The organism is Xanthomonas sp. NCPPB 4467 (assembly GCF_041475665.2).
Classification (GTDB): Bacteria; Pseudomonadota; Gammaproteobacteria; order Xanthomonadales; family Xanthomonadaceae; genus Xanthomonas; species Xanthomonas dyei.
Window position 1 is genome coordinate 1,526,609 of record NZ_CM191260.1, and the last position, 21,987, is coordinate 1,548,595.

At 64.7% G+C, this 21,987-nt stretch carries 15 protein-coding genes and 2 other RNA genes; 15 read left to right on the forward strand and 2 right to left on the reverse strand.

The window, feature by feature from the left end; all coding sequences use genetic code 11:
• The first annotated feature begins 227 nt into the window (after positions 1 to 227).
• From ACCQ06_RS06650 to ACCQ06_RS06660, 3 genes are all read left to right on the forward strand, one after another.
• A complete protein-coding gene (locus tag ACCQ06_RS06650; RefSeq protein ID WP_316691412.1) occupies positions 228 to 1,553 on the forward strand; it encodes a histidine-type phosphatase in 1,326 nt (441 codons plus the stop codon).
• A 109-nt stretch (positions 1,554 to 1,662) separates the two neighbouring features.
• Complete coding sequence (locus tag ACCQ06_RS06655) at positions 1,663 to 2,967, forward strand: jacalin-like lectin (RefSeq protein WP_316691413.1); 1,305 nt, start codon at positions 1,663 to 1,665, stop codon at positions 2,965 to 2,967.
• A 59-nt stretch (positions 2,968 to 3,026) separates the two neighbouring features.
• Positions 3,027 to 3,103, forward strand: a non-coding RNA gene (locus ACCQ06_RS06660) — sX9 sRNA.
• Positions 3,104 to 3,323: 220 nt separating this feature from the next.
• Here ACCQ06_RS06660 and ACCQ06_RS06665 read toward each other — a convergent pair.
• Positions 3,324 to 3,749: a type II toxin-antitoxin system death-on-curing family toxin gene (locus ACCQ06_RS06665; RefSeq protein ID WP_055846280.1), complete on the reverse strand. Its 426-nt coding sequence runs from the start codon at positions 3,747 to 3,749 to the stop codon at positions 3,324 to 3,326.
• Positions 3,750 to 3,757: 8 nt separating this feature from the next.
• Positions 3,758 to 3,979, reverse strand: a complete 222-nt coding sequence (locus ACCQ06_RS06670; RefSeq protein WP_104614183.1) for an AbrB/MazE/SpoVT family DNA-binding domain-containing protein — start codon at positions 3,977 to 3,979, stop codon at positions 3,758 to 3,760.
• A gap of 158 nt (positions 3,980 to 4,137) precedes the next feature.
• Here ACCQ06_RS06670 and lexA point away from each other — a divergent pair, with 158 nt between their 5' ends.
• The 12 genes from lexA to ACCQ06_RS06730 all read left to right on the forward strand — a co-directional run bounded on the left by lexA (position 4,138) and on the right by ACCQ06_RS06730 (position 21,570).
• Positions 4,138 to 4,743: a transcriptional repressor LexA gene (gene lexA, locus ACCQ06_RS06675; protein WP_228322773.1), complete on the forward strand. Its 606-nt coding sequence runs from the start codon at positions 4,138 to 4,140 to the stop codon at positions 4,741 to 4,743.
• A 1-nt stretch (position 4,744) separates the two neighbouring features.
• Positions 4,745 to 5,395, forward strand: coding sequence for a translesion DNA synthesis-associated protein ImuA (gene imuA / locus ACCQ06_RS06680; protein WP_170068454.1), 651 nt, complete (start codon positions 4,745 to 4,747; stop codon positions 5,393 to 5,395).
• 9 nt (positions 5,396 to 5,404) lie between these two features.
• Positions 5,405 to 6,823, forward strand: a complete 1,419-nt coding sequence (locus ACCQ06_RS06685; RefSeq protein ID WP_228322772.1) for a Y-family DNA polymerase — start codon at positions 5,405 to 5,407, stop codon at positions 6,821 to 6,823.
• 169 nt (positions 6,824 to 6,992) lie between these two features.
• The gene (locus ACCQ06_RS06690; RefSeq protein WP_316691417.1) at positions 6,993 to 10,241 is read left to right on the forward strand and encodes an error-prone DNA polymerase; all 3,249 of its coding nucleotides are present in this window, start codon (positions 6,993 to 6,995) and stop codon (positions 10,239 to 10,241) included.
• 347 nt (positions 10,242 to 10,588) lie between these two features.
• On the forward strand, positions 10,589 to 11,407 hold the full coding sequence (locus tag ACCQ06_RS06695) for an HDOD domain-containing protein (RefSeq protein ID WP_104614252.1): 819 nt from the start codon (positions 10,589 to 10,591) through the stop codon (positions 11,405 to 11,407).
• 613 nt (positions 11,408 to 12,020) lie between these two features.
• Positions 12,021 to 13,613 carry an alpha/beta hydrolase family protein gene (locus ACCQ06_RS06700; protein ID WP_316692513.1) on the forward strand — a complete coding sequence of 531 codons (1,593 nt, stop codon included), beginning with the start codon at positions 12,021 to 12,023 and terminating at the stop codon, positions 13,611 to 13,613.
• A 149-nt stretch (positions 13,614 to 13,762) separates the two neighbouring features.
• The gene (locus tag ACCQ06_RS06705) at positions 13,763 to 15,733 is read left to right on the forward strand and encodes an OPT family oligopeptide transporter (protein WP_316691419.1); all 1,971 of its coding nucleotides are present in this window, start codon (positions 13,763 to 13,765) and stop codon (positions 15,731 to 15,733) included.
• Positions 15,734 to 16,259: 526 nt separating this feature from the next.
• Positions 16,260 to 17,105 carry a transporter gene (locus ACCQ06_RS06710; protein WP_316691421.1) on the forward strand — a complete coding sequence of 282 codons (846 nt, stop codon included), beginning with the start codon at positions 16,260 to 16,262 and terminating at the stop codon, positions 17,103 to 17,105.
• 481 nt (positions 17,106 to 17,586) lie between these two features.
• Entirely contained in the window at positions 17,587 to 19,707 is a 2,121-nt protein-coding gene (locus tag ACCQ06_RS06715) for a S9 family peptidase (protein ID WP_316691423.1), read from the forward strand.
• A 211-nt stretch (positions 19,708 to 19,918) separates the two neighbouring features.
• Positions 19,919 to 19,994: non-coding RNA, sX9 sRNA (locus ACCQ06_RS06720), on the forward strand.
• A 227-nt stretch (positions 19,995 to 20,221) separates the two neighbouring features.
• Positions 20,222 to 20,710, forward strand: a complete 489-nt coding sequence (locus ACCQ06_RS06725) for a hypothetical protein (RefSeq protein WP_228322768.1) — start codon at positions 20,222 to 20,224, stop codon at positions 20,708 to 20,710.
• A gap of 134 nt (positions 20,711 to 20,844) precedes the next feature.
• On the forward strand, positions 20,845 to 21,570 hold the full coding sequence (locus tag ACCQ06_RS06730) for an AraC family transcriptional regulator (RefSeq protein WP_228322767.1): 726 nt from the start codon (positions 20,845 to 20,847) through the stop codon (positions 21,568 to 21,570).
• The last annotated feature ends 417 nt before the right edge of the window (positions 21,571 to 21,987 follow it).

The window sequence follows — 21,987 nt, forward strand, 5'->3', positions numbered from 1 at the left end:
CGCTGCGCTCGATCTGGCACGGGTGCAGCGCCACATGCTGCAGCCGCCTGGTGGCGCAGCCGTTCCGATCGCCGATCCAGCGTTGCCGGCAACGACTGAGGCCACAACCGGGCGCCTTCCAGCAAGACGTCCTCTGCACCAGCAACGGCGCCCGCGGTGGCGTGGTTGCCACTGCACGCCACGCCCTATCGCGTCATACGGGGCGCGCCACGATCGAGATCGAATGCATGTCATCGCTACCGCGTCTGTGTTTCGGATTTTTTGCTGCTGTCGTTGCTGCGCTGGTTCCACTAGGAACCGTGCACGCCGCCGCAGTGCCGGACACGCTTGAAAAAGTCGTCATCCTCAAACGCCACGGTGTGCGCGCGGCGATGTCCAGCCCGGAAGCATTGGGCCGGTATTCCGCACGTCCCTGGCCACGCTTCGGCGTGCCGGCCGGTCACCTGACCGAGAACGGCGCACGTCTGGAAGCATTGTTCGGTAGCTACTATCGCGCGCATTACGCACCGCTCGGCCTGTTCGATGGCGATGGCTGCGACAGCGTGTATTACTGGGCAAATCGCACCCAGCGCACCATCGCCTCGGCACAGGCGCTGGCAAGCACGCTCACGCCGGGGTGCACGAACACGGTGCACCACGTTGCCGATGGCGCGTCCGATCCGTTGTTCGATGGCACACCGGCGTTGCGCCAACCCGCTGCCGCGGACGTGATGCGCGCTGCCATCGCCGGCCGTATCGGCGGCGATGTCGCGGGCTGGAATGCGGCCCAGCACGATGCGATCGACACCTTGCAACAACTGCTGTTGCAGTGCGCGCAACGGCCGTGCCCGGCGCAGGCCGGTGCCGGCAAGCGACGCCTTGATGCAGTGCCCGCACGCATGGGCGATGCGCATGACGGCATCGCCGGAGTCGAAGGCCCGGCACCTGCCGCATCGGGCATCAGCGAGAGTCTGTTGATGGGCTGGGCCGACGGCCAGGACTTTGCCGCACTGGGTTGGCAAGGCCTGGACGAAGCCAGCCTGCTGCGCGCGTTCGCACCGCATCAGGCCGAGTTCGCGTTGCGCCTGCGTGCGCCGACGGTGGCGCGTATGGCCAGTTCGCCATTGGCGGCGCGGCTGCTGGCAACCTTGCAGCAAGGCAGCGAAACCAACGGCCGTGCAAACACCAATACCGCGCACGCCACGCCGATGGGTGGAGATGCACGGTTGGTGGTGCTGTCCGGTCACGACGGCACGCTGACCTTGCTGGCCGGAATGTTCGATCTGCATTGGCAGCTGCCGGGGTATCAGCCCGACCAGACCGTGCCCGGTGGTGCGTTGGTGTTCGAGCGTTGGCGGCGTGCCGACGGGCAACGCGTGATCCGCGTGCGCTACACCGCGCAGACCCTGGCGCAACTGCGCGAGCGCCGCGCGCTCACAGCGCAGGCGCCACCGCCGTCTTCGCCGGTCTTCATTCCCGGCTGCAGCAATGCCACGCCGGAGTACGACTGCCCGCTACCGACCTTGGCGACATTGATCGACGCGGCGATCGACCCGCAGTACCTGAGCGAATGACGCTGCGTGCGCCGGCCAATAGCCGTCGCACGTGGTCGCATCGGCGTCGTGGACGCCGCTTTTCTGGCCGCCGTGCCAGCGGTTTTTTCCTTTCTGCAAGAGGTGATCCATGCTCCAGCATTTAGGCACACTCGTCAGTCTCGGAATCGCTCTAAGCCTTGCCTGCGCCAGCACTGCCCAGGCACAAACAACTGTCGGCGTGCTCGACGTGCTGACCTACAACGTCGCCGGTCTGCCCGAAGGGCTGTCCAGCGGAACGCCGGCCACCAACACCGCACTGCTGGCACCAAAACTGGCGCCTTACGGCCTGGTGCATGTGCAGGAAGACTTCAACTACCATGCCGCGCTGTACGCCGGCGATGCGCATCCGTATCGCACCGCCACCAGTGGTGGCGCCGCGCTGGGCGATGGGCTCAACACGCTCAGCAACTATCCCTTCAGCGATTTCACGCGGGTCAAGTGGAAGCAGTGCAACGGCACCGACTGCCTGACCCCGAAAGGTTTCAGTTACATGCGCGTCCGCCTGGCCGATGGCGTGTTGCTGGACGTCTACAACGCGCACCCCAATGCCGGTGTGGAAGCGGGCGATCTTTCCGCGCGTCGCGCCAACATCGGCCAGCTCTCGCAGTTCATCCAGACCTGGTCGGCCGGTAACGCGGTGTTGCTGATGATGGATTCCAACACGCGCTACACCCGCAGCGACGACAACATCCGCGAGCTGATCGCCTCCAATGGGCTCACCGATGCGTGGGTGGAATTGATCAAGGGCAGCGCACCGGCGCCCGGCGCCACGCCGCTGCTCTGCGGCACGCCGCCCACCAATCGCTGCGAGGTGGTCGACAAGATGTTGTACCGCGATGCACCGCAACTGACCCTGGTGGCCAATCGCTATCAGCTCGATGCTGGCGGCTTCTACGACAGCGCCGGCAAGCCCTTGTCCGATCATTACCCGGTGTATACGCAGTTCGGTTGGGCGGTAGGCGATCAACTGCGCACCAGTGATCAGTTCGGTGGCCCGCACGGCATTCCGTTCAACGACCTGGCCGGCAATCCCGGCGCTCGCCGACTCAGTGGCGTGACCTTGCGCGGCGGTGAGCGCCTGGATGGCGTGGGTTTGATCCTGGACAGCGGCAAACTGCTGGCGCATGGCGGCAGTGGCGGGCAGGCAACGACCTTGTCGCTGGGTGCCAACGAAACGCTGTCTTCGGCCACCTTCAGCGTGGGCAAGTACAACGACAGCACCCGCGTGTTTTCGCTGAGCCTGCGCACCAACACCGGCCGCAGCGTACAGGTAGGCACCCCGAGCAACGAGCGCTATACGCTGACTGCTCCCAGCGGCTGGCACATCGCCGGTTTCACCGGCCGTGCCGGCGACGAGATCGATCAGTTGGGTGTGGTGTATGCGAAGGATTGAGTCGCCAACAGAACGACTGTGCTCACCGCCAGGCGGGCGCGGCCGGTGCTTGGTGCGGCATGTGCCACGCGTACACTCCGGTTCCGAGCGCGCTGTCCACGCCCACCTGGCGACTGCTCGCTACGTTTTTTGAGCCACTCTTCGGCGCGTTGTCAGGCAGACATCACGCAGCTGCAACTTAGCGATGCACGGCCATGGATGGCCACGATGCGCAAGCTGCCAAGCGATGCCGCAGGCGATGGGTCGCGGCGTCGCTGTTGTTGTGTAGAGAGATACAGTTGTGCATGCAAAACGTCGCAGCTGCATGGAAGGTCAGTACACCCATCGCATGCGACCCGCATGGCGCCGACAACGCATCAACCGTACTGACCCTGCGGTTCATGCACCTGCGTGTCTGCACGCAAGCGCACACGTGGGCGCAACCAGTGGGCAAATTCGGCTTCGCTCCACGCGCCATCTGCTAATCCCATCATGGCGACATACTTCTCTTCCTGCGACGCCATGAGCTCGGCACCATTGAGCATCAGGAACACGCGATAGCAGACATGGGCAGTGCGCTTGTTGCCATCGACGAAGGGGTGATTGCGCGCCAGCCCATAGGCCAGGCTTGCGGTCAACTCCACCAGGTCCGGTGGCGGATCGCCGTAGGAAAATAGCTGTTGCGGACGTGCCAGTGCCGAATCCAGCAATGCCTCGTCGCGCACGCCAGCAGCGCCGCCGTGTTCGCTCAATTGACGCTCATGGATGGCCGAGGCAAGTCCACGCGTGATCCACACGACCATGCGCGTGTTCATTTGGCCAGCTTGTTGAGCACCTGACGATCCTCGCGCATCACCTGCTCGGCCACTTCCATCTGCGCGGCCAGGGTGGGGTCGAAGGCGGTCAGCTTGATGCCGTCGGGCGTTTCCAGCGCATACAGCTCGTCGCCTTTGCCCAGGCGTAAACGGGCGAGCAGTTCCTTGGGCAGGATGACGCCGGCGGAGTTGCCGATGGCAGTGATCTTGAGTTTCATGGCAGTCCTTTCGCGTTATTACGTAAGTTATAACTTTTTGATCGTACGCTCGCAAGCAGCCGTGCTGAGCGGCTCAGCAACCTGCACCAGCCAATCTCGCCTGCTGCGACCGATAAGTGTACAAATGTACACCTTGTCCCGTGCGGTCCTTGTTCTCCATGACGCCCTTGTCCCCCAAACGTGCTGCGGTGCTGGCCTTCCTGCAGCAGCAGGCCCAGGCCGGCGTATCCCCCAGCCTGGCCGAGATCGCGCAGGCGTTCGGCTTCGCCTCGCGCAATGCCGCGCAAAAGCACGTGCAGGCACTGGCCGAGGTCGGGTTGATCGAATTGCTGCCCAACCAGAAGCGCGGCATCCGCGTGCCAGGCGGCGCCGGGCGCGATGCCTTGCTGGCCTTGCCGGTGCTGGGTCGGGTGGCGGCCGGTGTGCCGATCGGGGCGGATATCGGGCTGGAGCGGCAGCTGTGGCTGGACCGCACGCTGTTTTCGCTGCGCCCGGATTACCTGCTGAAAGTGCAGGGCGACTCGATGATCGACGACGGCATCCTGGATGGCGACCTGGTCGGCGTGCATCGCAGCAACGACGCGCGCGATGGGCAGATCGTGGTGGCGCGGGTGGATGGCGAAATCACCATCAAACGCCTGGAGCGCGGCGCCCAGCGCATCCGGCTGCTGCCGCGCAACCGCGCGCATGCGCCGATCGTGGTGGCGGCCGACGCCGACTTCGCGATCGAAGGGCTGTACTGCGGCCTGATCCGGCAGGGTTGAGATGAGCGAGCCCGTGCAGCTGCGACACCACGGCAATGCCGCGCTGGCCATGCCGCTGGACGCCTTGCTGGCCGCGCGCACGGTATGGCGTGCAGGCCACGGTACCGCCACGGCCAATGGCGGCGAATCCACCGGCCATGCCGCATTGGATGCGCTGCTGCCCGATGGCGGCTGGCCGCGGCGGGCGCTCACCGAGTTACTGTTGCCCGCACATGGCATCGGCGAGATCGCCTTGTTGTTGCCCACGCTGGCGCGGATGACCGGCGCCAGCAGCCGGGTGGTGCTGGTGGCGCCGCCCTTCATTCCGTATGCGCCGGCCTGGCAGGCGGGCGGGGTGGTGCTGGAGCATCTGGAAGTGGTGCAGGCCGCGCCGCGCGACGCCTTGTGGGCGTTCGAGCAATGCCTGCGCAGCGGCGCCTGCGCGGCGGTATTGGGCTGGCCGCAGACCGGCGATGCGCGCGCCTTGCGGCGGCTGCAGGTCGCGGCCGACAGCGGCAATTGCTGCGCGTTTGCGTTGCGCGATCGTCGCCACGCGATCAATGCATCGCCGGCGGCCTTGCGGCTGGAATTTCTGCCCGAGCGCGATGCCTGGCAGGTGCGCAAGTGCCGCGGCGGCCAAGTGCCCTCGCAGCCGTTGCGGCTGGCGCATTGAGCCGCGCGCATGTTGTGGGCCTGCATCTTATTGCCGCAGCTGGCACTGGACGCCGTTCTACGGCGGTTTGAAGAGCCGCAGGCGCCGCTGGTGCTGGTGCAGGGGCCGGCGCAGCTGCGCAGCCTGCATTCGGTCAATGCCGCCGCTGCCGCTGCGGGATTGAAACCGGGCATGCGCCTGTCTGCGGCGCATGCCTTGATGGCGCAGGTACGCACGATCGATTACGACGCGCAGAACGAAGCGCGCACGCAACGCTTTCTTGCGGCCTGGGCGTACCGGCACAGTTCGTTGGTGAGCCAGCAATGGTCGCGCGCCATCGTGCTGGAGGCGGGCGCGAGTTTTCGTCTATTCGGCCCGTGGCCGCGTTTCGAGCGCCGCCTGCGCGATGAGTTGCAGGCATTGGGATTTCAGCACCGGCTTGCACTGGCGCCCACCCCACGCGCGGCGCGTGTGCTGGCCGGGCTGCGCGATGGCATGGTGGTGACCCAGGTGCCGGACTTGCACAGCACCCTCAACAAGGTGCCGGTGCGCCGTGCCGCCTTGCCCGGCGATGCCGGCGAGCGCCTGCAGCACATGGGCGTGCGCACGCTCGCCGCGGTACGTGCCTTGCCGCGCGATGGGCTGCAGCGGCGCTTCGGTGCCGGCCTGCTCGATCATCTGGACCGGCTCTACGGCAACGCCGATGACACGCTGGAGTACTACGCCCCTCCGGACCACTTCGACCAACGCGTGGAGCTGGGCTACGAGGTGGAAACCCATCCGGCGTTGCTGTTCCCGCTGCGCAGGTTGATCGGTGATCTGTGCACCTATCTGTCCATTCGCGATGGCGGCGTGCAACGCTTTTTGCTGCGTCTGGAACACGAACAAGGCGCCACCGATGTCGAGATCGGTCTGCTGACCCCGGAGCGTGCGCCCACGCTGTTGTTCGAGCTGGCCCGCAACCGGCTGGAGCGGGTGGAGATTCCGCGGCCGGTGGTGGCGATGCGGCTGTTGGCGCGCCAGCTGCCGCCGTTCGTGCCGGCGATGCGCGACTTGTTCGACCAACGTGCGCAGCAGTCGGTGGATTGGCCGCAACTGCGCGAACGTCTGCGTGCGCGCCTGGGCGATGAGGCGGTGTACCGCGTGTTGCCGGCCGACGACCCGCGCCCGGAACGCGCCTGGCGCCGTGCCATCGGCGATGCGGTGCGCGAAACGGCAGCGCCGCCACGTCCGCCGCGGCCCACCTGGTTGCTGCCGCAGCCGGTGCCTCTGCACGATCCGCACCTGCGCATCGTCTCCGGCCCCGAGCGGCTGGAAAGCGGCTGGTGGGACGACGACGAGGCGCGTCGCGATTACTACGTGGTGGAGACCGCACGCGGCCGACGCGGCTGGGTCTTTGCTGCGCCTGGCCATGTCCAAGGCTGGATGCTGCATGGGTGGTTTGCGTGATCCGATGCATGCCACTGTCAGAGCGCAGCGTTGGGTGCCTGGCGGGTCATCGCAGCGCTACCGCAAGCGCCCGAGACAGCATGACGCGAAGGCGCTGCTGCAACCCAACGATCTGCCGCGCATTGCAAAGACGCTGCGCTGGCAGCGCGATGCTTGAAGGGATGCGCGCATGAGCTGGGATGACGCTGTCGATGGCGTGGACCGCGACACGCCGGGCGGGCGCATGCCGCGCGCCTGGAATGTTGCGGCACGGCTGCGCGCGGCCAACGACGACATCACCCATACGCAGCTCGCCGATGGCCTGCCTGCCTATGCCGAGCTGCATTGTCTTTCGGACTTTTCGTTTTTGCGTGGCGCCTCCAGTGCCGAGCAGTTGTTCGTGCGCGCGCAACACTGCGGGTACAGCGCACTGGCCATCACCGACGAATGTTCGCTGGCCGGCATCGTGCGTGGCCTGGAAGCGGCGCGCGCCACCGGCGTGCGGCTGATCGTCGGCAGTGAATTCACCCTCGTCGATGGCACCCGCTTTGTGCTGTTGGTGGAGCATGCGCAGGGCTATCCGCAGTTGTGCAGCTTGATCACCACCGCACGACGCGCAGCGGGCAAGGGCGATTATCGTTTGGGGCGTGCGGAGCTGCAGGCGCAGTTCCGCGATGTTGTGCCTGGTGTCTTTGCGCTGTGGTTGCCTGGCGCGCAGCCGCAGGCAGAGCAGGGCGCCTGGTTGCAGCAGGTGTTCGGCGCGCGCGCGTTTCTGGCAGTGGAACTGCATCGCGAGCAGGACGACGCGGCGCGTCTGCACGCCTTGCAACAGTTGGCGCAGCAACTGGGCATGACCGCCTTGGCCAGCGGCGATGTGCACATGGCGCAGCGCCGCGAGCGCATCGTGCAGGACACCTTGACCGCCATCCGCCACACCACCCCGCTGGCCGAGTGCGGCGCGCATCTGTTCCGCAACGGCGAGCGCCACCTGCGCACGCGGCGCGCCTTGGGCAACATCTATCCGGGTGCGTTGTTGCAAGCCGCGGTGGAGTTGGCCGCACGCTGCACCTTCGATATTTCCACCCTCAAATACGCTTATCCACGCGAACTGGTGCCCAAAGGCCATACGCCCGCCAGTTATCTGCGCCAACTCACCGAAGCCGGCATGCGTGAGCGTTGGCCGGAGGGTACGCCGGAGAAAATTCGCGATGACATCGAGAAAGAATTGGCATTGATCGCCGAACTGAAATACGAGGCTTTCTTTCTCACGGTACAGGATGTGGTGCGCTTTGCGCGTTCCAAAAAAATCCTGTGTCAGGGGCGTGGATCCTCGGCAAATTCGGCAGTCTGCTATGCGCTGGGTATCACCTCGGTCGATCCGATCAAGACGCGATTGTTGATCTCGCGCTTTTTGTCCAAAGCACGTAACGAGCCGCCAGATATCGACGTGGATTTCGAGCACGAACGCCGCGAGGAGGTGTTGCAATACGTCTACACCAAATACGGGCGTGAACGCGCGGCGCTGGCGGCGACGGTGATCTGCTATCGCGGCAAGAGCGCGGTGCGCGATGTTGCCAAGGCGTTCGGCCTGCCGCCGGACCAGATCGCGTTGCTGGCCAATTGCTACGGATGGGGCAATGGGGAAACGCCGATGGAGCAGCGTATCGAAGAAGCCGGGTTCGATCTGGCCAACCCGCTGATCAACAAGATTCTGCTTGTGACAGAACATCTGCGCGATCACCCACGGCATCTGTCGCAGCATGTCGGCGGTTTCGTGATCTCCGATGAACCGTTGTCGCTGCTGGTACCGGTGGAAAACGCCGCGATGGCCGACCGCACCATCATCCAGTGGGACAAGGACGATCTGGAAACCATGAAACTGCTCAAGGTCGATTGCTTAGCCCTGGGCATGCTGACCTGTCTTCGCAAGACGCTGGACTTGGTGCGTGGCCATCGTGGTCGCGACTACGCATTGGCGACCTTGCCGGATGAAGATGCCGCTACTTACAAGATGATCCAGCGCGCCGATACGGTCGGCGTGTTCCAGATCGAGTCGCGTGCGCAGATGGCGATGCTGCCAAGGCTCAAGCCCGCAGTGTTCTACGACCTGGTGATCGAAGTGGCGATCGTGCGCCCTGGCCCGATCCAGGGCGACATGGTGCATCCGTACCTGCAACGTCGCAAAGACAAGAGCCTGATCAGCTATCCCTCTGAAGGCGTAGAGAAAATTCTCGGGCCGACATTGGGGATTCCGCTGTTCCAGGAGCAGGTCATGGAGTTGGTGATCCACGCCGGCTACGACCCTGACGAGGCCGACAAGCTACGCCGTTCGATGGCGGCCTGGCGCCGCGGTGGCGATATGGAATCGCATCGCGTGCGTATTCGCGGGTTGATGGAAAAGAAAGGCTATGCCTCGGCTTTCATCGACCAGATCTTCGAGCAGATCAAAGGCTTCGGCTCCTACGGGTTTCCGCAAAGTCATGCCGCCTCGTTCGCCAAACTTGTCTACGCCAGTTGTTGGCTCAAACGCCACGAACCGGCGGCATTTGCCTGCGGGCTGCTCAATGCGCAGCCGATGGGATTTTATTCGGCCAGCCAGATCGTGCAGGACGCACGCCGCGGCAGCCCCGAGCGCGCGCGCGTGGAGGTCTTGCCGGTGGATGTGCTGCACAGCGACTGGGACAACACCTTGGTGGGCGGCCGCGCGTGGTGCAGCGATGCCGACCCTGGCGAACAACCGGCGATCCGGCTGGGCATGCGCCAGGTCGCTGGCTTATCGGAAGTGGTGACCAATCGGATTGTCGCTGCCCGCACGCAACGCGCCTTCACCGACATCGGCGACCTGTGCCTGCGCGCGGCACTCGACGAAAAGGCGCGCCTGGCGTTGGCCGAAGCCGGTGCCTTGCAAGGCCTGGTCGGCAATCGCAATGCCGCGCGCTGGGCGATGGCTGGCGTGGAAGCGCGCCGGCCCTTGCTGCCCGGCAGTCCGGAAGAACGCGCTGTGGAGTTCGCAGCGCCCCGGATGGGCGAAGAGATCCTGGCCGACTACCGCTCGGTGGGCTTGAGCCTGCGTCAGCACCCGATGGCGCTGCTACGCCCGCAGATGCAGCAACGGCGCATCCTGGGGCTGCGCGACCTGCAAGGCCGTCGCCATGGCAGCGGCGTGCATGTGGCCGGCCTGGTCACCCAGCGGCAGCGCCCGGCCACCGCCAAGGGCACCATCTTCGTCACCCTGGAAGACGAGCACGGCATGATCAACGTCATCGTCTGGTCGCATCTGGCGCTGCGCCGACGCCGCGCATTGCTCGAATCGCGCCTGCTCGCCGTGCGTGGCCGCTGGGAGCGCGTGGACGACGTGGAGCATCTGATCGCCGGCGATTTGTACGACCTCAGCGAGTTGCTCGGCGAGATGCAACTGCCATCGCGCGATTTTCATTAGCGCTGCCGAAGCAAGCACATACCGGCAACGCAACGATGCGTCATGTCCATGCGCCTGATGCGGCTGCGCGCAGCGCAACCGTGCATCGCTGCGCGCCCGTCACCCCCACTGATCGACAGCCAAACCGCATCACTGCTGGCATCCGCGCAATCGCCTGCGCATCACTGTCGGGTTCGCTGGTGGCCGTGATCGCCGCCCTGGAGCGTGCGGGATGTCGCCTCAAGCGCAAAAACCCATACGCGTGCATGAATAAGCCCGGCCTCGGTCACCGACAGCTAGCCGGTCTGTGCTACACCATGCAGGTCTGCGCAGCCGCGCTGGCTTATCCGTTGACCCACGAGGCGATCATGAAGTTGGAGGCGTTGTTCGACCAGTTGCACACCTTACCCACCGTGCCCAAGGTGGCGCAGGACCTGATCCGTCAATTCGACGATCCGCAAACCGATATCGATGCACTGGCGCACACCATCGAGCGCGATCCGGTGATCGCTGCCAAGGTGTTGCGCCTGGCCAATTCGGCGCGATTCCACGGCTTGCGCGATTCCACCAGCGTGGAAGACGCCGCGATGCGCTTGGGCTTCAACACGCTGCGCACCCTGGTGCTGGCCTCGGCCATGACTGGCGCCTTCCGCGCCGGCCCGGGCTTCGATCTCAAGGCCTTCTGGCGGCACAGTTTCGAGGTGGCCGGCATCTGCCGCCTGCTGGCGCGCCAGCACGGCCTGGACCCGGAAACCGCCTTCACCTGCGGGATGATGCACAACATCGGCGAACTGCTGATCCAGTCCGGCGCACCGGATTACGCCAGCCGCATCAATCACGACACCTCATCGGCGGCTCATGCCGCCGAAGAAACCCTGCAACTGGGCTTCGGCTACCCGGAAGTGGGCGCCGAGCTGGTGCGGCGCTGGCAATTGCCGGCGGTGATCCAGGAAGCCATCGCCTACCAGGTTCGCCCGGCCGCCGCGCCCGACGGTGCCCGCATGCCGTTGCTGGTCGCCCAGGCAGTGCAGGTTTCCGACGCACTGCACGCGCACGGAGGTGCCACCCCGCAGGCATTGGACGCGCTGCGCGCACCACTGATGGATGGTGTGGATCTGGAGGGTTTGTTCGCTACCTTGCCGGACGTCATCGAGGCCGATCGCGCGTTCGCTGAATTGCTGCACTGAGGCCTGCGCCTTGCGGACAAGGCACGCACCGCGTCGCATCGGCCGGTGCTTGCCTTGCCTTAACTTGGCAGTGCTGGTTGCGTCCTACAACGTGATTGCGTCGCACCTACCTCCGATCTTCAGGATGCTACCGCTCGCCGCGAACGTAGCGCCTCTTTTGTGCCGGGCGCGATAGCAGCAGGACTTCCTGTGGCTCCAACTTGCTGCTAATTTTGCGATCTGACACATCGTGAATATGGATAACGTAATGCGGACATGGATCGTTTGTGTCGCCCTGGGGTTTGTGCTGTTGACGGGCAACGCTGCTGCGCAGGTGGATGTTGGCCCCTTTATCAAAAAAGACAAATTCACCGATATCAAGCTGTCGCCCGGTGGCGAGTATTTCGCTGCAACCGTGCCGATGGACGACAAGACCGCGCTTGCGATCATGCGTCGCGCGGACAACAGCCTCGGCGCGACCTTCCAGCTCGGCAAGAATACCTATGTAAGCGAATTCGCCTGGGTCAGCGATACCCGCGTGGTGATCGGCATTGCTGAAAAGTTCGGTCTGCTCGACAAACCACAGCCAACCGGTGAGCTCTACGCCATCAATGCCGATGGCTCCGGCGTCGAACTGCTGGTGGGCTATCGCGCCAAAGGGAGCGGTTTGGGAACAAATATCAAGGTCAAGAAGACCGAGGCAGTGGCCGCGTATCTGACCGATACGTTGCCCAACGACGACCGCAACGTCGTCGTGAGTATCTGGCCGTTTTCCAGCAACGAGCCGTATACCCGCGCCGAGAAGCTGGATGTCCTCAGCGGCCACCGCCTCCCACTGGCGCGGGCGCCGGTCCAGCGCGCCACCTTCACCACCGATCACAATGGGGATGTGCGTTTTGCAATGGGAGCCGGTGCCGACAATGTCAACAAGCTATACCACCGCAGCGCCTCGGGTACCGACTGGACCTTGATCAACGATGAGGGCGCCAGCGGACATATCGAAACGCCCATCGGTTTTTCGCAGGACGACCGGATCGCCTATCTGCGCGTGCAAACCCCTGCCGGGCCGGATGCGATCGTGGCCTGGGATATCGCGGCCAATCGGCGCGAGCAGGTGCTCGGCGATGCGGTCGCCGATCCGTTGGAGATCATCTATCGCAACGGCACCTCGGTTCCAGTGGGTGCGATCTTCATGGCGGATCGTCCACGCAGCCGTTTCTTTGACGAGCAAGGCAGCGAAGCGCGCATCTACCACAGTCTGGAAGCGGCGTTCGCAGGCAATGCAGTGCGTGTGAGTTCCGGTACCCGTGATGGCCGCTACATCATGGTGCAAACCTATGCCGGTCATAATCCTGGCGACTTTTACGTGTTCGACACCCAGGAGAAAAAGGCCCAGCACATCATCAGTCGCCGCGAGTGGTTCGACCCTGAGCACATGGCCGATGTGCAGCCGATTGCATTGAAGGCCCGCGACGGCCTGCCGCTGCACGGTTATCTCACCATTCCGCGCGGCAGCGCTGCCAAAAACCTGCCGATGGTCGTCCTGCCGCATGGCGGGCCATTCGGCATCTTCGATGCGTGGCAGTTCGATGATGATGCACAACTGCTGGCCCAGGCCGGGTACGCGGTATTACAGGTCAACTTCCGCGGCTCCGGAAATTATGGGCGCGCCTTTGAGCAAGCGGGCATTCGCCAGTGGGGCGGCACCATGCAGGACGATGTCACCGATGCCACGCGCTGGGCAATCGCGCAGGGCTATGCCGATGCACGCCGCATCTGCATTTTCGGTGCAAGTTACGGTGCCTATGCAGCCCTGATGGGAGCGGCCAAAGAGCCGGATCTGTATGCGTGCGCGGTCGGTTATGTAGGTGTCTACGATCTGCCGATGATGTACAACCGCGGGGACATTCAGCAGGCCCGCTCCGGTGAGCATTTTCTCAAGGAGTGGCTGGGTGATCCGGCGTCGCTGGCGGCACGCTCACCGGTCAACCTGGCCGGGCAGATCAAGGTGCCGGTGTTTTTGGCAGCCGGCGGAGAGGACCAGCGGGCGCCCATCCAGCACAGCAAGCGGATGCAGGCCGCCCTTGCAGCGGCTGGCGTACCAGTGCAGACGCTCTACTACGACACGGAGGGCCACGGTTTCTATACCGAGCCGCATCGGCGTGCCTTCTACACCCAATTGCTGGATTTCCTGTCCACCACGCTGGGTGGCGCCAGAGCCAGGTAGCCCTTGCAGCGCCGCAATCACCGCGTCAGTGTGCTTGGCGGCAGCCCACCCGCCACAAGCAGGCACACTGTCACGCCGCGTCGCAGCTGGACTCGCATCGGCGCAGGCGCTAGCGTGGTGCGGATTTTTTGCCCACAGGGGAATGCCCAATGCGCCATGACGCGCAACCGCGCCAGCTCACCTTCCGCGCCGTCGTGCTGGCCATCGTGCTGGCGGTGGTGCTGTCGGCCGCCAACGCCTACCTCGGCCTGTTTGCCGGTTTGACCATCGCCACGGCCATCCCGGCAGCGGTGGTGTCGATGGGCGTGCTGCGCCTGCTTGGCGGCGGCACCATTCTGGAGAACAACATCGTCCAGACCGGTGCTTCGGCCGGTTCGTCGATCGCCGCCGGGGTGATCTTCACCATCCCCGCGCTGGTGATCATGGGCTACTGGCCGGACTTCAAGTACTGGTGGGTGCTGGGCATCGCCGGCATGGGCGGCTTGCTGGGCGTGCTGTTCTCGGTGCCGCTGCGGCGCTCGATGATCGTCGAAGACCCGCTACCGTTCCCCGAAGGCAAAGCCGCGGCCGAAGTGCTCAAGGCCGGCGAAAACCCCGGCCCGGGCCTGAAGATCCTGGCCGCCTCCGGTGCCATCGGCGCGCTGGTCAAACTCGCTGCCGCCAGCGGCTTGCGGGTGATCCCGGACACCTGGGCGCAGGCCACCTACCTGGGCAGCAGCCGCCTGGTGGGGTATTTGGGCACCAACCTGTCGCCGGCATTGCTGGGTGTGGGCTACATCGTCGGCTTGAACGTCGGCATCGTGGTGTTGTCCGGTTCCATCCTGTCCTGGCACATCGCCATCCCGCTGTATCAGCAGTTCTTCATGGGTTCGGACCCGGCGCTGGCACAGAGCCTGGTCGGTGCGCCGGCGGCCGATGCGGCCTTCGGCATCTGGGGCGCGAAGATCCGCTACCTGGGCGTCGGTGCGATGCTGATCGGCGGCGTGTGGACCTTGTTCTCGCTGCGTAAATCGCTGTTTTCCGGCGTCAAGAGCGGCTTTGCCGCCGCGCGCAAGAGCGGGGGCGGCGTAGTCGCCGAGACCGAGCGCGATCTGCCGATGAAGTGGATGCTGGTGGCGCTGGTGCTGTGCACCTTGCCGCTGCTTGGCCTGTATCAGGCCATCGTGCAGCAGTGGCATGTGTCGATCCCGATGACCATCATCATGATCGTGGCCGGCTTTTTGTTCGTCTCGGTGTCCGGATATCTGGCCGGTTTGATCGGCTCGTCCAACAACCCGGTGTCGGGCATCACCATCTCCACCATCCTGTTCGCCTCGGCGGTGCTGGTGCTGCTGCTGGGTAAGGACGGGCTGGTGCCGGTGGGCATCGGCGCCGCACCGCTGGGCGCGGTGGCGGCGATCATGATCGGTGCGGTGGTGTGCTGCGCGGCGGCGGTGGGCGGCGACAACCTGCAGGATCTCAAGGCCGGTTATCTGGTCGGCGCCACGCCGTGGAAGCAGCAGCTGATGCTCGGCATCGGTGCGTTTTCGTGTGCGTTGATCATGGCGCCGGTGTTGAACCTGCTGGCGCAGGCCTACGGCATCGGCCCGGCCACCCCACAGCATCCCAACGCGTTGGGCGCGCCGCAGGCCACCTTGATGGCCTCGGTGGCCAAGGGCCTGTTCGGCGGCCAGTTGCCGTGGACCATGATCGCCATTGGAGCGGTGGTGGGCGCGGCGATCATCGCATTGGACGAATGGTTGAAGGCGACCGGCAAGCGCTTCCGCGTGCCGGTGCTGGCCGCGGCGATCGGTATCTACCTGCCGCTGGAGCTGATGGTGCCGATCTTCATCGGTGGGCTGATCGCGCATCTGGTCGAGCGCTTCCACAACATCCGCGCCGACGACGAAGACGGCCGCGACCGGGTGCATCGTCCGGGCGTGCTGTTTGCCGCCGGGCTGATCACCGGCGAGGCGCTGATGGGTATCGCCATCGCGGTGCCGATCGTGCTGTCCAGCCGCGCCGATGTGCTGGCACTGCCGGCTGCCTTGCAGCTCAATCAGTGGGTTGGTCTGGCCATCCTCGCCGTGGTCGGCTGGCTGCTGTATCGCGTCGGCAAGCGCGGCGAACAGGCGGCCTGAGCCTGCGACAGACACGGCGCATGCGATGCATGCGCCGTTCTGGCAGGCGCGCAAGGCGACCTGCCTGCAGCGCGCCATCTGCACCATTCCCACGCATCGCCGCTGCAGACCTCGTCGATCGTCCGTGACGGCACTTCCTCGTCTGCAGCCCGTCTTTGCGCCGGCTTTATGCCAGGTCCGGCGCTCATGCATAGCGCCTTTATGCCGCCGCTGCGTATCGTGCCGTCTCCCGCACGGATGATGCGTTACGGCTGCCGCATGCCTCGATCGACCCCGCTGATCTGCGCGCCATAGGCCATCGCGCCGCCGCTGCTGCTACCAAAAACGTTAGCCCAATCACATTGCGCCGCTTCCAAGGTGCGGTTGCGGTCGCTTTTTGTCTGGCGAGCTCGACAGTTCGATAGGATCGACCAGACGCCGATATTCCAGCGTCATGCAGTCGATCCACCTCTCCACGCGCACTCCCACCCACTCACTGCTGGCTTGTCGTGTCATCGATCCAGCGCTCTGCCATGGAGTTCCTGCAATGCTGACTGTTAGTCCCCGTTCCTCATCCCGCGCACCGCGCACCCCTCTGCTGGCCATCGCCATGGCCGGTGCGCTGTGCGGCCTGGCCACGCAAGCGCAAGCGCAAGACGCCACCGAAGCGGCGCTGTGCACCGATCGGCCGACCAAGGCCAATTCCACCTGTACCGTGCCGACCGGCGCCTGGCAGCTGGAAACCGACATCGGCAGCTACACCCGCGACAGCCAGCCCGGCACACGCATCGAAACCTCGGTGTTCACCAATCCCACGCTCAAATACGGCGTCAGCGACCGCATCGATCTGCAGCTCAACTGGGCGCCGCAGCTGCAGGTCAAGACCACCGATCGCGCTACTGGCGCACGCAGCAGCCTGAGCGGCGGTGGCGACATCTATCTACGCATTAAGGCGCGGTTCTACGAAAGCGACACCGCCACCGTCGCGGTGCTGCCGTTCGTCAAGGCGCCGACCGCGCGCACCGGTCTGGGCAACGACGAATGGGAAGGCGGTGTCGCGTTGCCGATCAACTTCGCCTTGCCCAACAGCTTCTCGTTGACCTTCGGCCCGGAAGTCGACTGGCTGGCCGACAGCGATGGCAGCGGCAAGCATGTCGCCATCGTCAATGCGATCAACCTGGCACGCCCGCTGACGCCGAAGTTGTCGATGGCAGTGGAAGTGTGGTCTTCGATCAATCGCGACCCGGCCGAAACCATCGAGCAGTATTCGGCCGATATCGCGGCTGCGTATCTGATCAACCCGCTGTTGCAACTGGACGTGGGCGCCAACTTCGGGCTCAACGACCGTACCCCGGATGCGCAGGTGTATGTGGGCATGGCGCACCGCTTCTGAGTCGTGTGGTGAGCCAGGGCAGGGTGTGCTGTCGTACATGCACACCCCGCGTTGTAGCGAATGGTCAAGGTTGCCAGGCGCCAGGTCGACTGGCGCCTGGCAACGTCAGTCCGCATCAAACCAGGCGCTGCTGATGCTTGAGCAACGCTGAGCTGCAGTTGCCGCATGGAGGCCTTGCTCGGCGTAGCCGCGGCCCGTGCGCAGACTGCTGCAATCAGCTGTCCAACGCAGCGCGCACGTGTCAAGCGGGCTTGGGCGGCTTGATCGGGCTTCCTGCCCGCGTCAACCATGCCGCCAAGCGCGCCGGCTATCCGCGTTCGACAGCACGCGCCTTAGGTCCTTCTGATCGCCGCGCTGATGCGCGCCATTCCATCCACGAGGCGACGCCCACGGGGTTGCGCAGGCAGACGCAAGCGCAAGTCTTTGCGCGTGCGCCGCAGCAACGCCTACCATCGACGTTTTGCCGTTGCAGGAACTCTCGATGAAGCTGCGTCACGCCGTGCTGCCCCTGTGTCTGTTGGCCGCCTTGCCAACCCTTGCCGCCGCGCGCGGTTTCGATGTGCGCGACATGGTCGCGCTGGATCGGGTGTCCTCGCCCACGCTCAGCCCCGATGGCGGCGTGGTGGTGTTCGCCAAGCGCCAGGCCAAGACCGCCAACGGCAAGCCGGCCACCGGCCTGTGGATGCGCAACCTGCGTACCCGCGATTTGTCGCTGCCCAAGCGGCTCACCCCGGAAGGCTGGAACGTCAACAGCCCGGCGCTGTCGCCCGATGGCAAGACGGTGTACTTCCTCAGCAGCAAATCCGGCAGCCAGCAGCTGTACGCACAGCCGCTGGCTGGCGGCACCCCGCAGCAACTCACCGCGTTTGCGGTGGACGTGGACAGCTACAAGCTTTCCCCAGACGGCAAGCGCATCGCCTTCAGTGCGGGCGTGTTTCAGGACTGCGGGTCGGACCTGGACTGCACCAAGAAAAAGCTCGCCAGCGTGAAGAATGCCAAGGCCAGCGGCGTGGTGTACGACCAGCTGTTCGTGCGCCATTGGGACACCTGGAACGATGGCCGTCGCAACACCTTGTTCGTCTCCGAGCTGCCCGCAACCGGCGCCAAACCGGTGGTCGGCGCCTCGGCGATCAGTGCCACGCTGGCCGGCGATGCGCCATCCAAGCCGTTCGGCGGCAACGACGATTACACCTGGTCGCCAGACGGTGCCAGTGTGGTCGCCAGCGTGCGCATCCCGCAACCGCATGGCCCAGAGGCCGGTAAGAACGCCAAGGCCGCCACCAAGCCGACCGGCAACGACGAGCCGTGGCAGACCAACTTCGACCTGTATCGCCTGGATGCGGCCGGCAAGTCTGCGCCGGTCAATCTGACCGCCGCCAACCCGGCCTGGGATGCCGGCCCGGTATTCAGTGCCGATGGCAAAACCCTGTACTACCGCGCGATGAAACGCCCCGGCTTCGAGGCCGACCGCTTCGGCCTGATGGCGATGGACGTGGCCAGCGGCAAGACGCGCGAGATCGCGCCGAAGTGGGATCGCTCGGCCGGCGAAATCGTGCTGGGCGATAACGGCAGCAGCATCTATACCAGTGCCGACGACCTGGGCGAACACCCGCTGTTCAAGATCGACATCGCCAGCGGCGACGCGACCAAGCTGGTGGGCGAGGGCAGCGTGCATGCACCGACGCTGGCTGGCAACACGCTGGCGTTTACCCGCAACTCGCTCAAGAGCGGCGACCAGATCTTCGTCAGCGATGTGCAGGGCCAGAACCTGCGTGCCATCACCCAGACCGCTGGCGAGCAATTGCCCGACGTGCAGTTCGGCGACTACGAGCAGTTCCAGTTCAAGGGCTGGAACAACGACACCGTGTACGGCTACGTGGTCAAGCCGTACAACTACCAGGAGGGCAAGACCTACCCGGTGGCGTTCCTGATCCACGGCGGGCCGCAGGGCAGCTTCGGCAATGGCTGGAGCAACCGCTGGAACCCGCAGACCTACGCCGGCCAGGGCTATGCGGTGGTGATGATCGACTTCCACGGCTCCACCGGTTACGGCCAGGAATTTACCGATGCGATCAGCCAGCACTGGGGCGACCGCCCGCTGGAAGACTTGCAAAAAGGCTGGGCTGCCGCGCAGAAGCAGTACGGCTTCCTCAACGGCGACAAGGCCTGTGCGCTAGGTGCCAGCTATGGCGGCTACATGGTCTATTGGATGGCAGGCAACTGGCATCAGCCGTGGAAATGCCTGGTCGATCACGACGGGGTATTCGACAACCGCACCATGGGCTACGCCACTGAAGAGTTGTGGTTTTCCGAGTGGGAAAACGGCGGCACGCCCTGGCAGAACCCGGCTGGCTACGAGAAGTTCAATCCGGTGCTTCACGTGGACAAGTGGAAGGTGCCGATGCTGGTGATCCATGGCCAGCAGGACTTCCGCATCCCGGTCGAACAAGGCCTGGCTGCGTTCACCGCGCTGCAGCGCAAGGGCATCGATTCCAAGTTCCTGTACTTCCCGGACGAGAACCATTGGGTACTCAAGCCGGACAACAGCATCCTGTGGCACGACACGGTCAACGGCTGGTTGAAGCAGCATATCGGCCAGTAATGCTTTAAAAAAACCGGCATGCCGCCTTGCCGCGGCGTGCCGGTTTTTTTGTGTCGCGAGCATCGACCTGCAGCAGGCGGATGCTGCTGGCGATCGACGATTGGGCAACTGCGTATCGTCCGGAAATGCGTCGTGTCGAGTTAGATCAGCCAATAAAGCGACCGTGCTCACCACCAGGCCGACGCGGCCGGTGCTAGGTGCTCGGTGCGGCATGTCCCGCTCGTCCGCTCCGGTTCCTGCGCGCCGTCCACACCCACCTGAAGGCTGCGCGCTCCGTTGTATTAGCCGCTGTTAGACAGCTGGAAATGGCGGTTGCTGCAGCGCTCGCTCAAGCAAACCGGTGTGCGGCCGATAAGCCCTCAGTCCAGCGTGCTTGTGATCTGCCGTTGGATAACCGGCGATGAAATGGCGGCTGATCGGGCGCCGGCACCATCGCCCTGGCGTCCTGTCGGCGTGTCAAAATAGCGCTTCTTTAACTTTTCCAATCCCTGCCAGGATCGCAAGGATCTTTCGCATGCGCACATTCGTCCGCCCTGCCGTCCTGGGGCTTGCCCTGATTTTCAGCCCTGCCTGGAGTGCCGCACCGCGGCCTGCGGCGGCGGTGCCTGCACGCGCGCCGGTGGCAGCTGCGCCCGTCGCTGCCAACGCGACAGAGGCCGCCAACAGCGAGCTGCTGGTGCCGTTGCCGGCGAGCCTCAAGCCTGGCATGAGCTACCGTGCGTTTTCGCGGGCGATCGCCGAGCAGGGCTGGCAGCCGGTCGACCCGCTGGCAGCGGACAGCTGCATGGCCGCGGGCGATTGCGAAATCGAATTTGTCGCGTCCACGGCCGGCGCGCGTCTGCGCGTGCAGGTGGGGTCGCAATCGGGTGCGGCAGTGGTGCATACCTGGGCGGCGCGGCGCACGCCGGCCGATCGCATGGGCGCCACCAGCGCGTCCATCGATGCCCCGAAGGACGCCTCGGCTGCTGCAGTCACAGGCACCTTGGCCGAACAGCCGCGCTGAGCGCCTGCAAGCCAAGCGACAGGCGCGGCGTATCATGACGTTGCGCACCGGTGGTGTGTGCAGACGCTGGTGCGTCGCTACACCGCTGCGCTTCTCCTGGCCCCGAGTCCCTCGCACTGCATGAATTCTCTCGCATGAAGAGCATCGATCCTGCCGATCTGGAAGCGTTGTTCGATGCTGTGCCGGACGTGCTGTTTTTCGTCAAGGACCGCGAGGGTCGCTACACCCACGTCAACCAGACCATGTTGCGGCGCCTGGGCCTGAAGTCGCGCAAGGAACTGATCGGCAAGCGTGTCGCCGAGGTCTACCCGAGCGGTCTCGGCACCAACTACGCCAATCAGGACGAGCAGGTGCTGGCCGGTGAGGTGATCGACAACCTGCTGGAACTGCACCTGTTCGCCAACCGCGAGCCGGGCTGGTGCCTTACCTGCAAACGTCCGCTGCTGGTCGACGGCAAGGTGCAAGGCATCATCGGCATCTCGCGCGATCTCGGCCCGCAGGACGGGCACGAATCGCAGTACGAAAAACTCCGGCTTGCGCTGGCGTATCTCAACGCCAATTACGCGCAGAACGTGCGCATGCAGGCATTGGTGGAGATCACCGGGTTTTCGATGTCCAAGCTGCAACGCTCGTTCCGCAAGGTGTTCCAGCTCACCCCGCAGCAGGTGCTGGCCAAGTTGCGTTTGCAGATGGCCATGCATTTGCTGCACGGAAAAAAGAGCTTGACCGAAATCGGCCATGCCTGCGGCTTCAGCGATCAGAGCGCATTTGCGCGACAGTTCAAGCAAGCGGTGGGTATGACGCCGCGCGAGTACCGCGCGCTGGCGAGCACGACGCCGTTTTCTGCCGAACCGTCTTAGCGCATCTGACAAAACGACTGCTCAACAGCGGAGTTGGTCGAATACCCGCGTGTCTTGCCGCTTGCGGGGAACTGCGTGAGTCCATCGAGCTCGAATTCCGGCGTCGTTGAGTGGAGACGGGTAACAGCCCTGTAAGTCGAGCGCGCGGTGCCCTTACCGCTTGCGGGACACGCCGTGAATCCGTCCGTGGAGGCTCCTTGGCGGCATTCATGCCGCCAAGGGTCCGGCAACCGGCGAGGGCACCGCACCAGGAAGTTTGCAGGTGGCTTTGTTGAAAGCCCGCCTGCTGGTCGGCTTGCGAGGGGAGATGGTTATCGGCTGCTCCATTATCCGAACAGCGCGCGTCATGATCTTCTCCTGACCATGCACACCGACCATCTCGACGGGTCCTTGCCCGCTCACCATTGCGGGACCTTA

What these genes read in the sequence shown, in the direction of transcription:
- ACCQ06_RS06670 (WP_104614183.1), bottom strand. Translation starts at nt 3,979, where the DNA reads ATGAAACTCAAGATCACTGCCATCGGCAACTCCGCCGGCGTCATCCTG.
- ACCQ06_RS06705 (WP_316691419.1), top strand. Translation starts at nt 13,763, where the DNA reads ATGCGCCATGACGCGCAACCGCGCCAGCTCACCTTCCGCGCCGTCGTG.
- ACCQ06_RS06665 (WP_055846280.1), bottom strand. Translation starts at nt 3,749, where the DNA reads ATGGTCGTGTGGATCACGCGTGGACTTGCCTCGGCCATCCATGAGCGT.
- ACCQ06_RS06710 (WP_316691421.1), top strand. Translation starts at nt 16,260, where the DNA reads ATGCTGACTGTTAGTCCCCGTTCCTCATCCCGCGCACCGCGCACCCCT.
- ACCQ06_RS06730 (WP_228322767.1), top strand. Translation starts at nt 20,845, where the DNA reads ATGAAGAGCATCGATCCTGCCGATCTGGAAGCGTTGTTCGATGCTGTG.
- imuA (WP_170068454.1), top strand. Translation starts at nt 4,745, where the DNA reads ATGAGCGAGCCCGTGCAGCTGCGACACCACGGCAATGCCGCGCTGGCC.
- ACCQ06_RS06655 (WP_316691413.1), top strand. Translation starts at nt 1,663, where the DNA reads ATGCTCCAGCATTTAGGCACACTCGTCAGTCTCGGAATCGCTCTAAGC.
- lexA (WP_228322773.1), top strand. Translation starts at nt 4,138, where the DNA reads ATGACGCCCTTGTCCCCCAAACGTGCTGCGGTGCTGGCCTTCCTGCAG.
- ACCQ06_RS06725 (WP_228322768.1), top strand. Translation starts at nt 20,222, where the DNA reads ATGCGCACATTCGTCCGCCCTGCCGTCCTGGGGCTTGCCCTGATTTTC.
- ACCQ06_RS06685 (WP_228322772.1), top strand. Translation starts at nt 5,405, where the DNA reads ATGTTGTGGGCCTGCATCTTATTGCCGCAGCTGGCACTGGACGCCGTT.
- ACCQ06_RS06695 (WP_104614252.1), top strand. Translation starts at nt 10,589, where the DNA reads ATGAAGTTGGAGGCGTTGTTCGACCAGTTGCACACCTTACCCACCGTG.
- ACCQ06_RS06715 (WP_316691423.1), top strand. Translation starts at nt 17,587, where the DNA reads ATGAAGCTGCGTCACGCCGTGCTGCCCCTGTGTCTGTTGGCCGCCTTG.
- ACCQ06_RS06690 (WP_316691417.1), top strand. Translation starts at nt 6,993, where the DNA reads ATGAGCTGGGATGACGCTGTCGATGGCGTGGACCGCGACACGCCGGGC.
- ACCQ06_RS06650 (WP_316691412.1), top strand. Translation starts at nt 228, where the DNA reads ATGTCATCGCTACCGCGTCTGTGTTTCGGATTTTTTGCTGCTGTCGTT.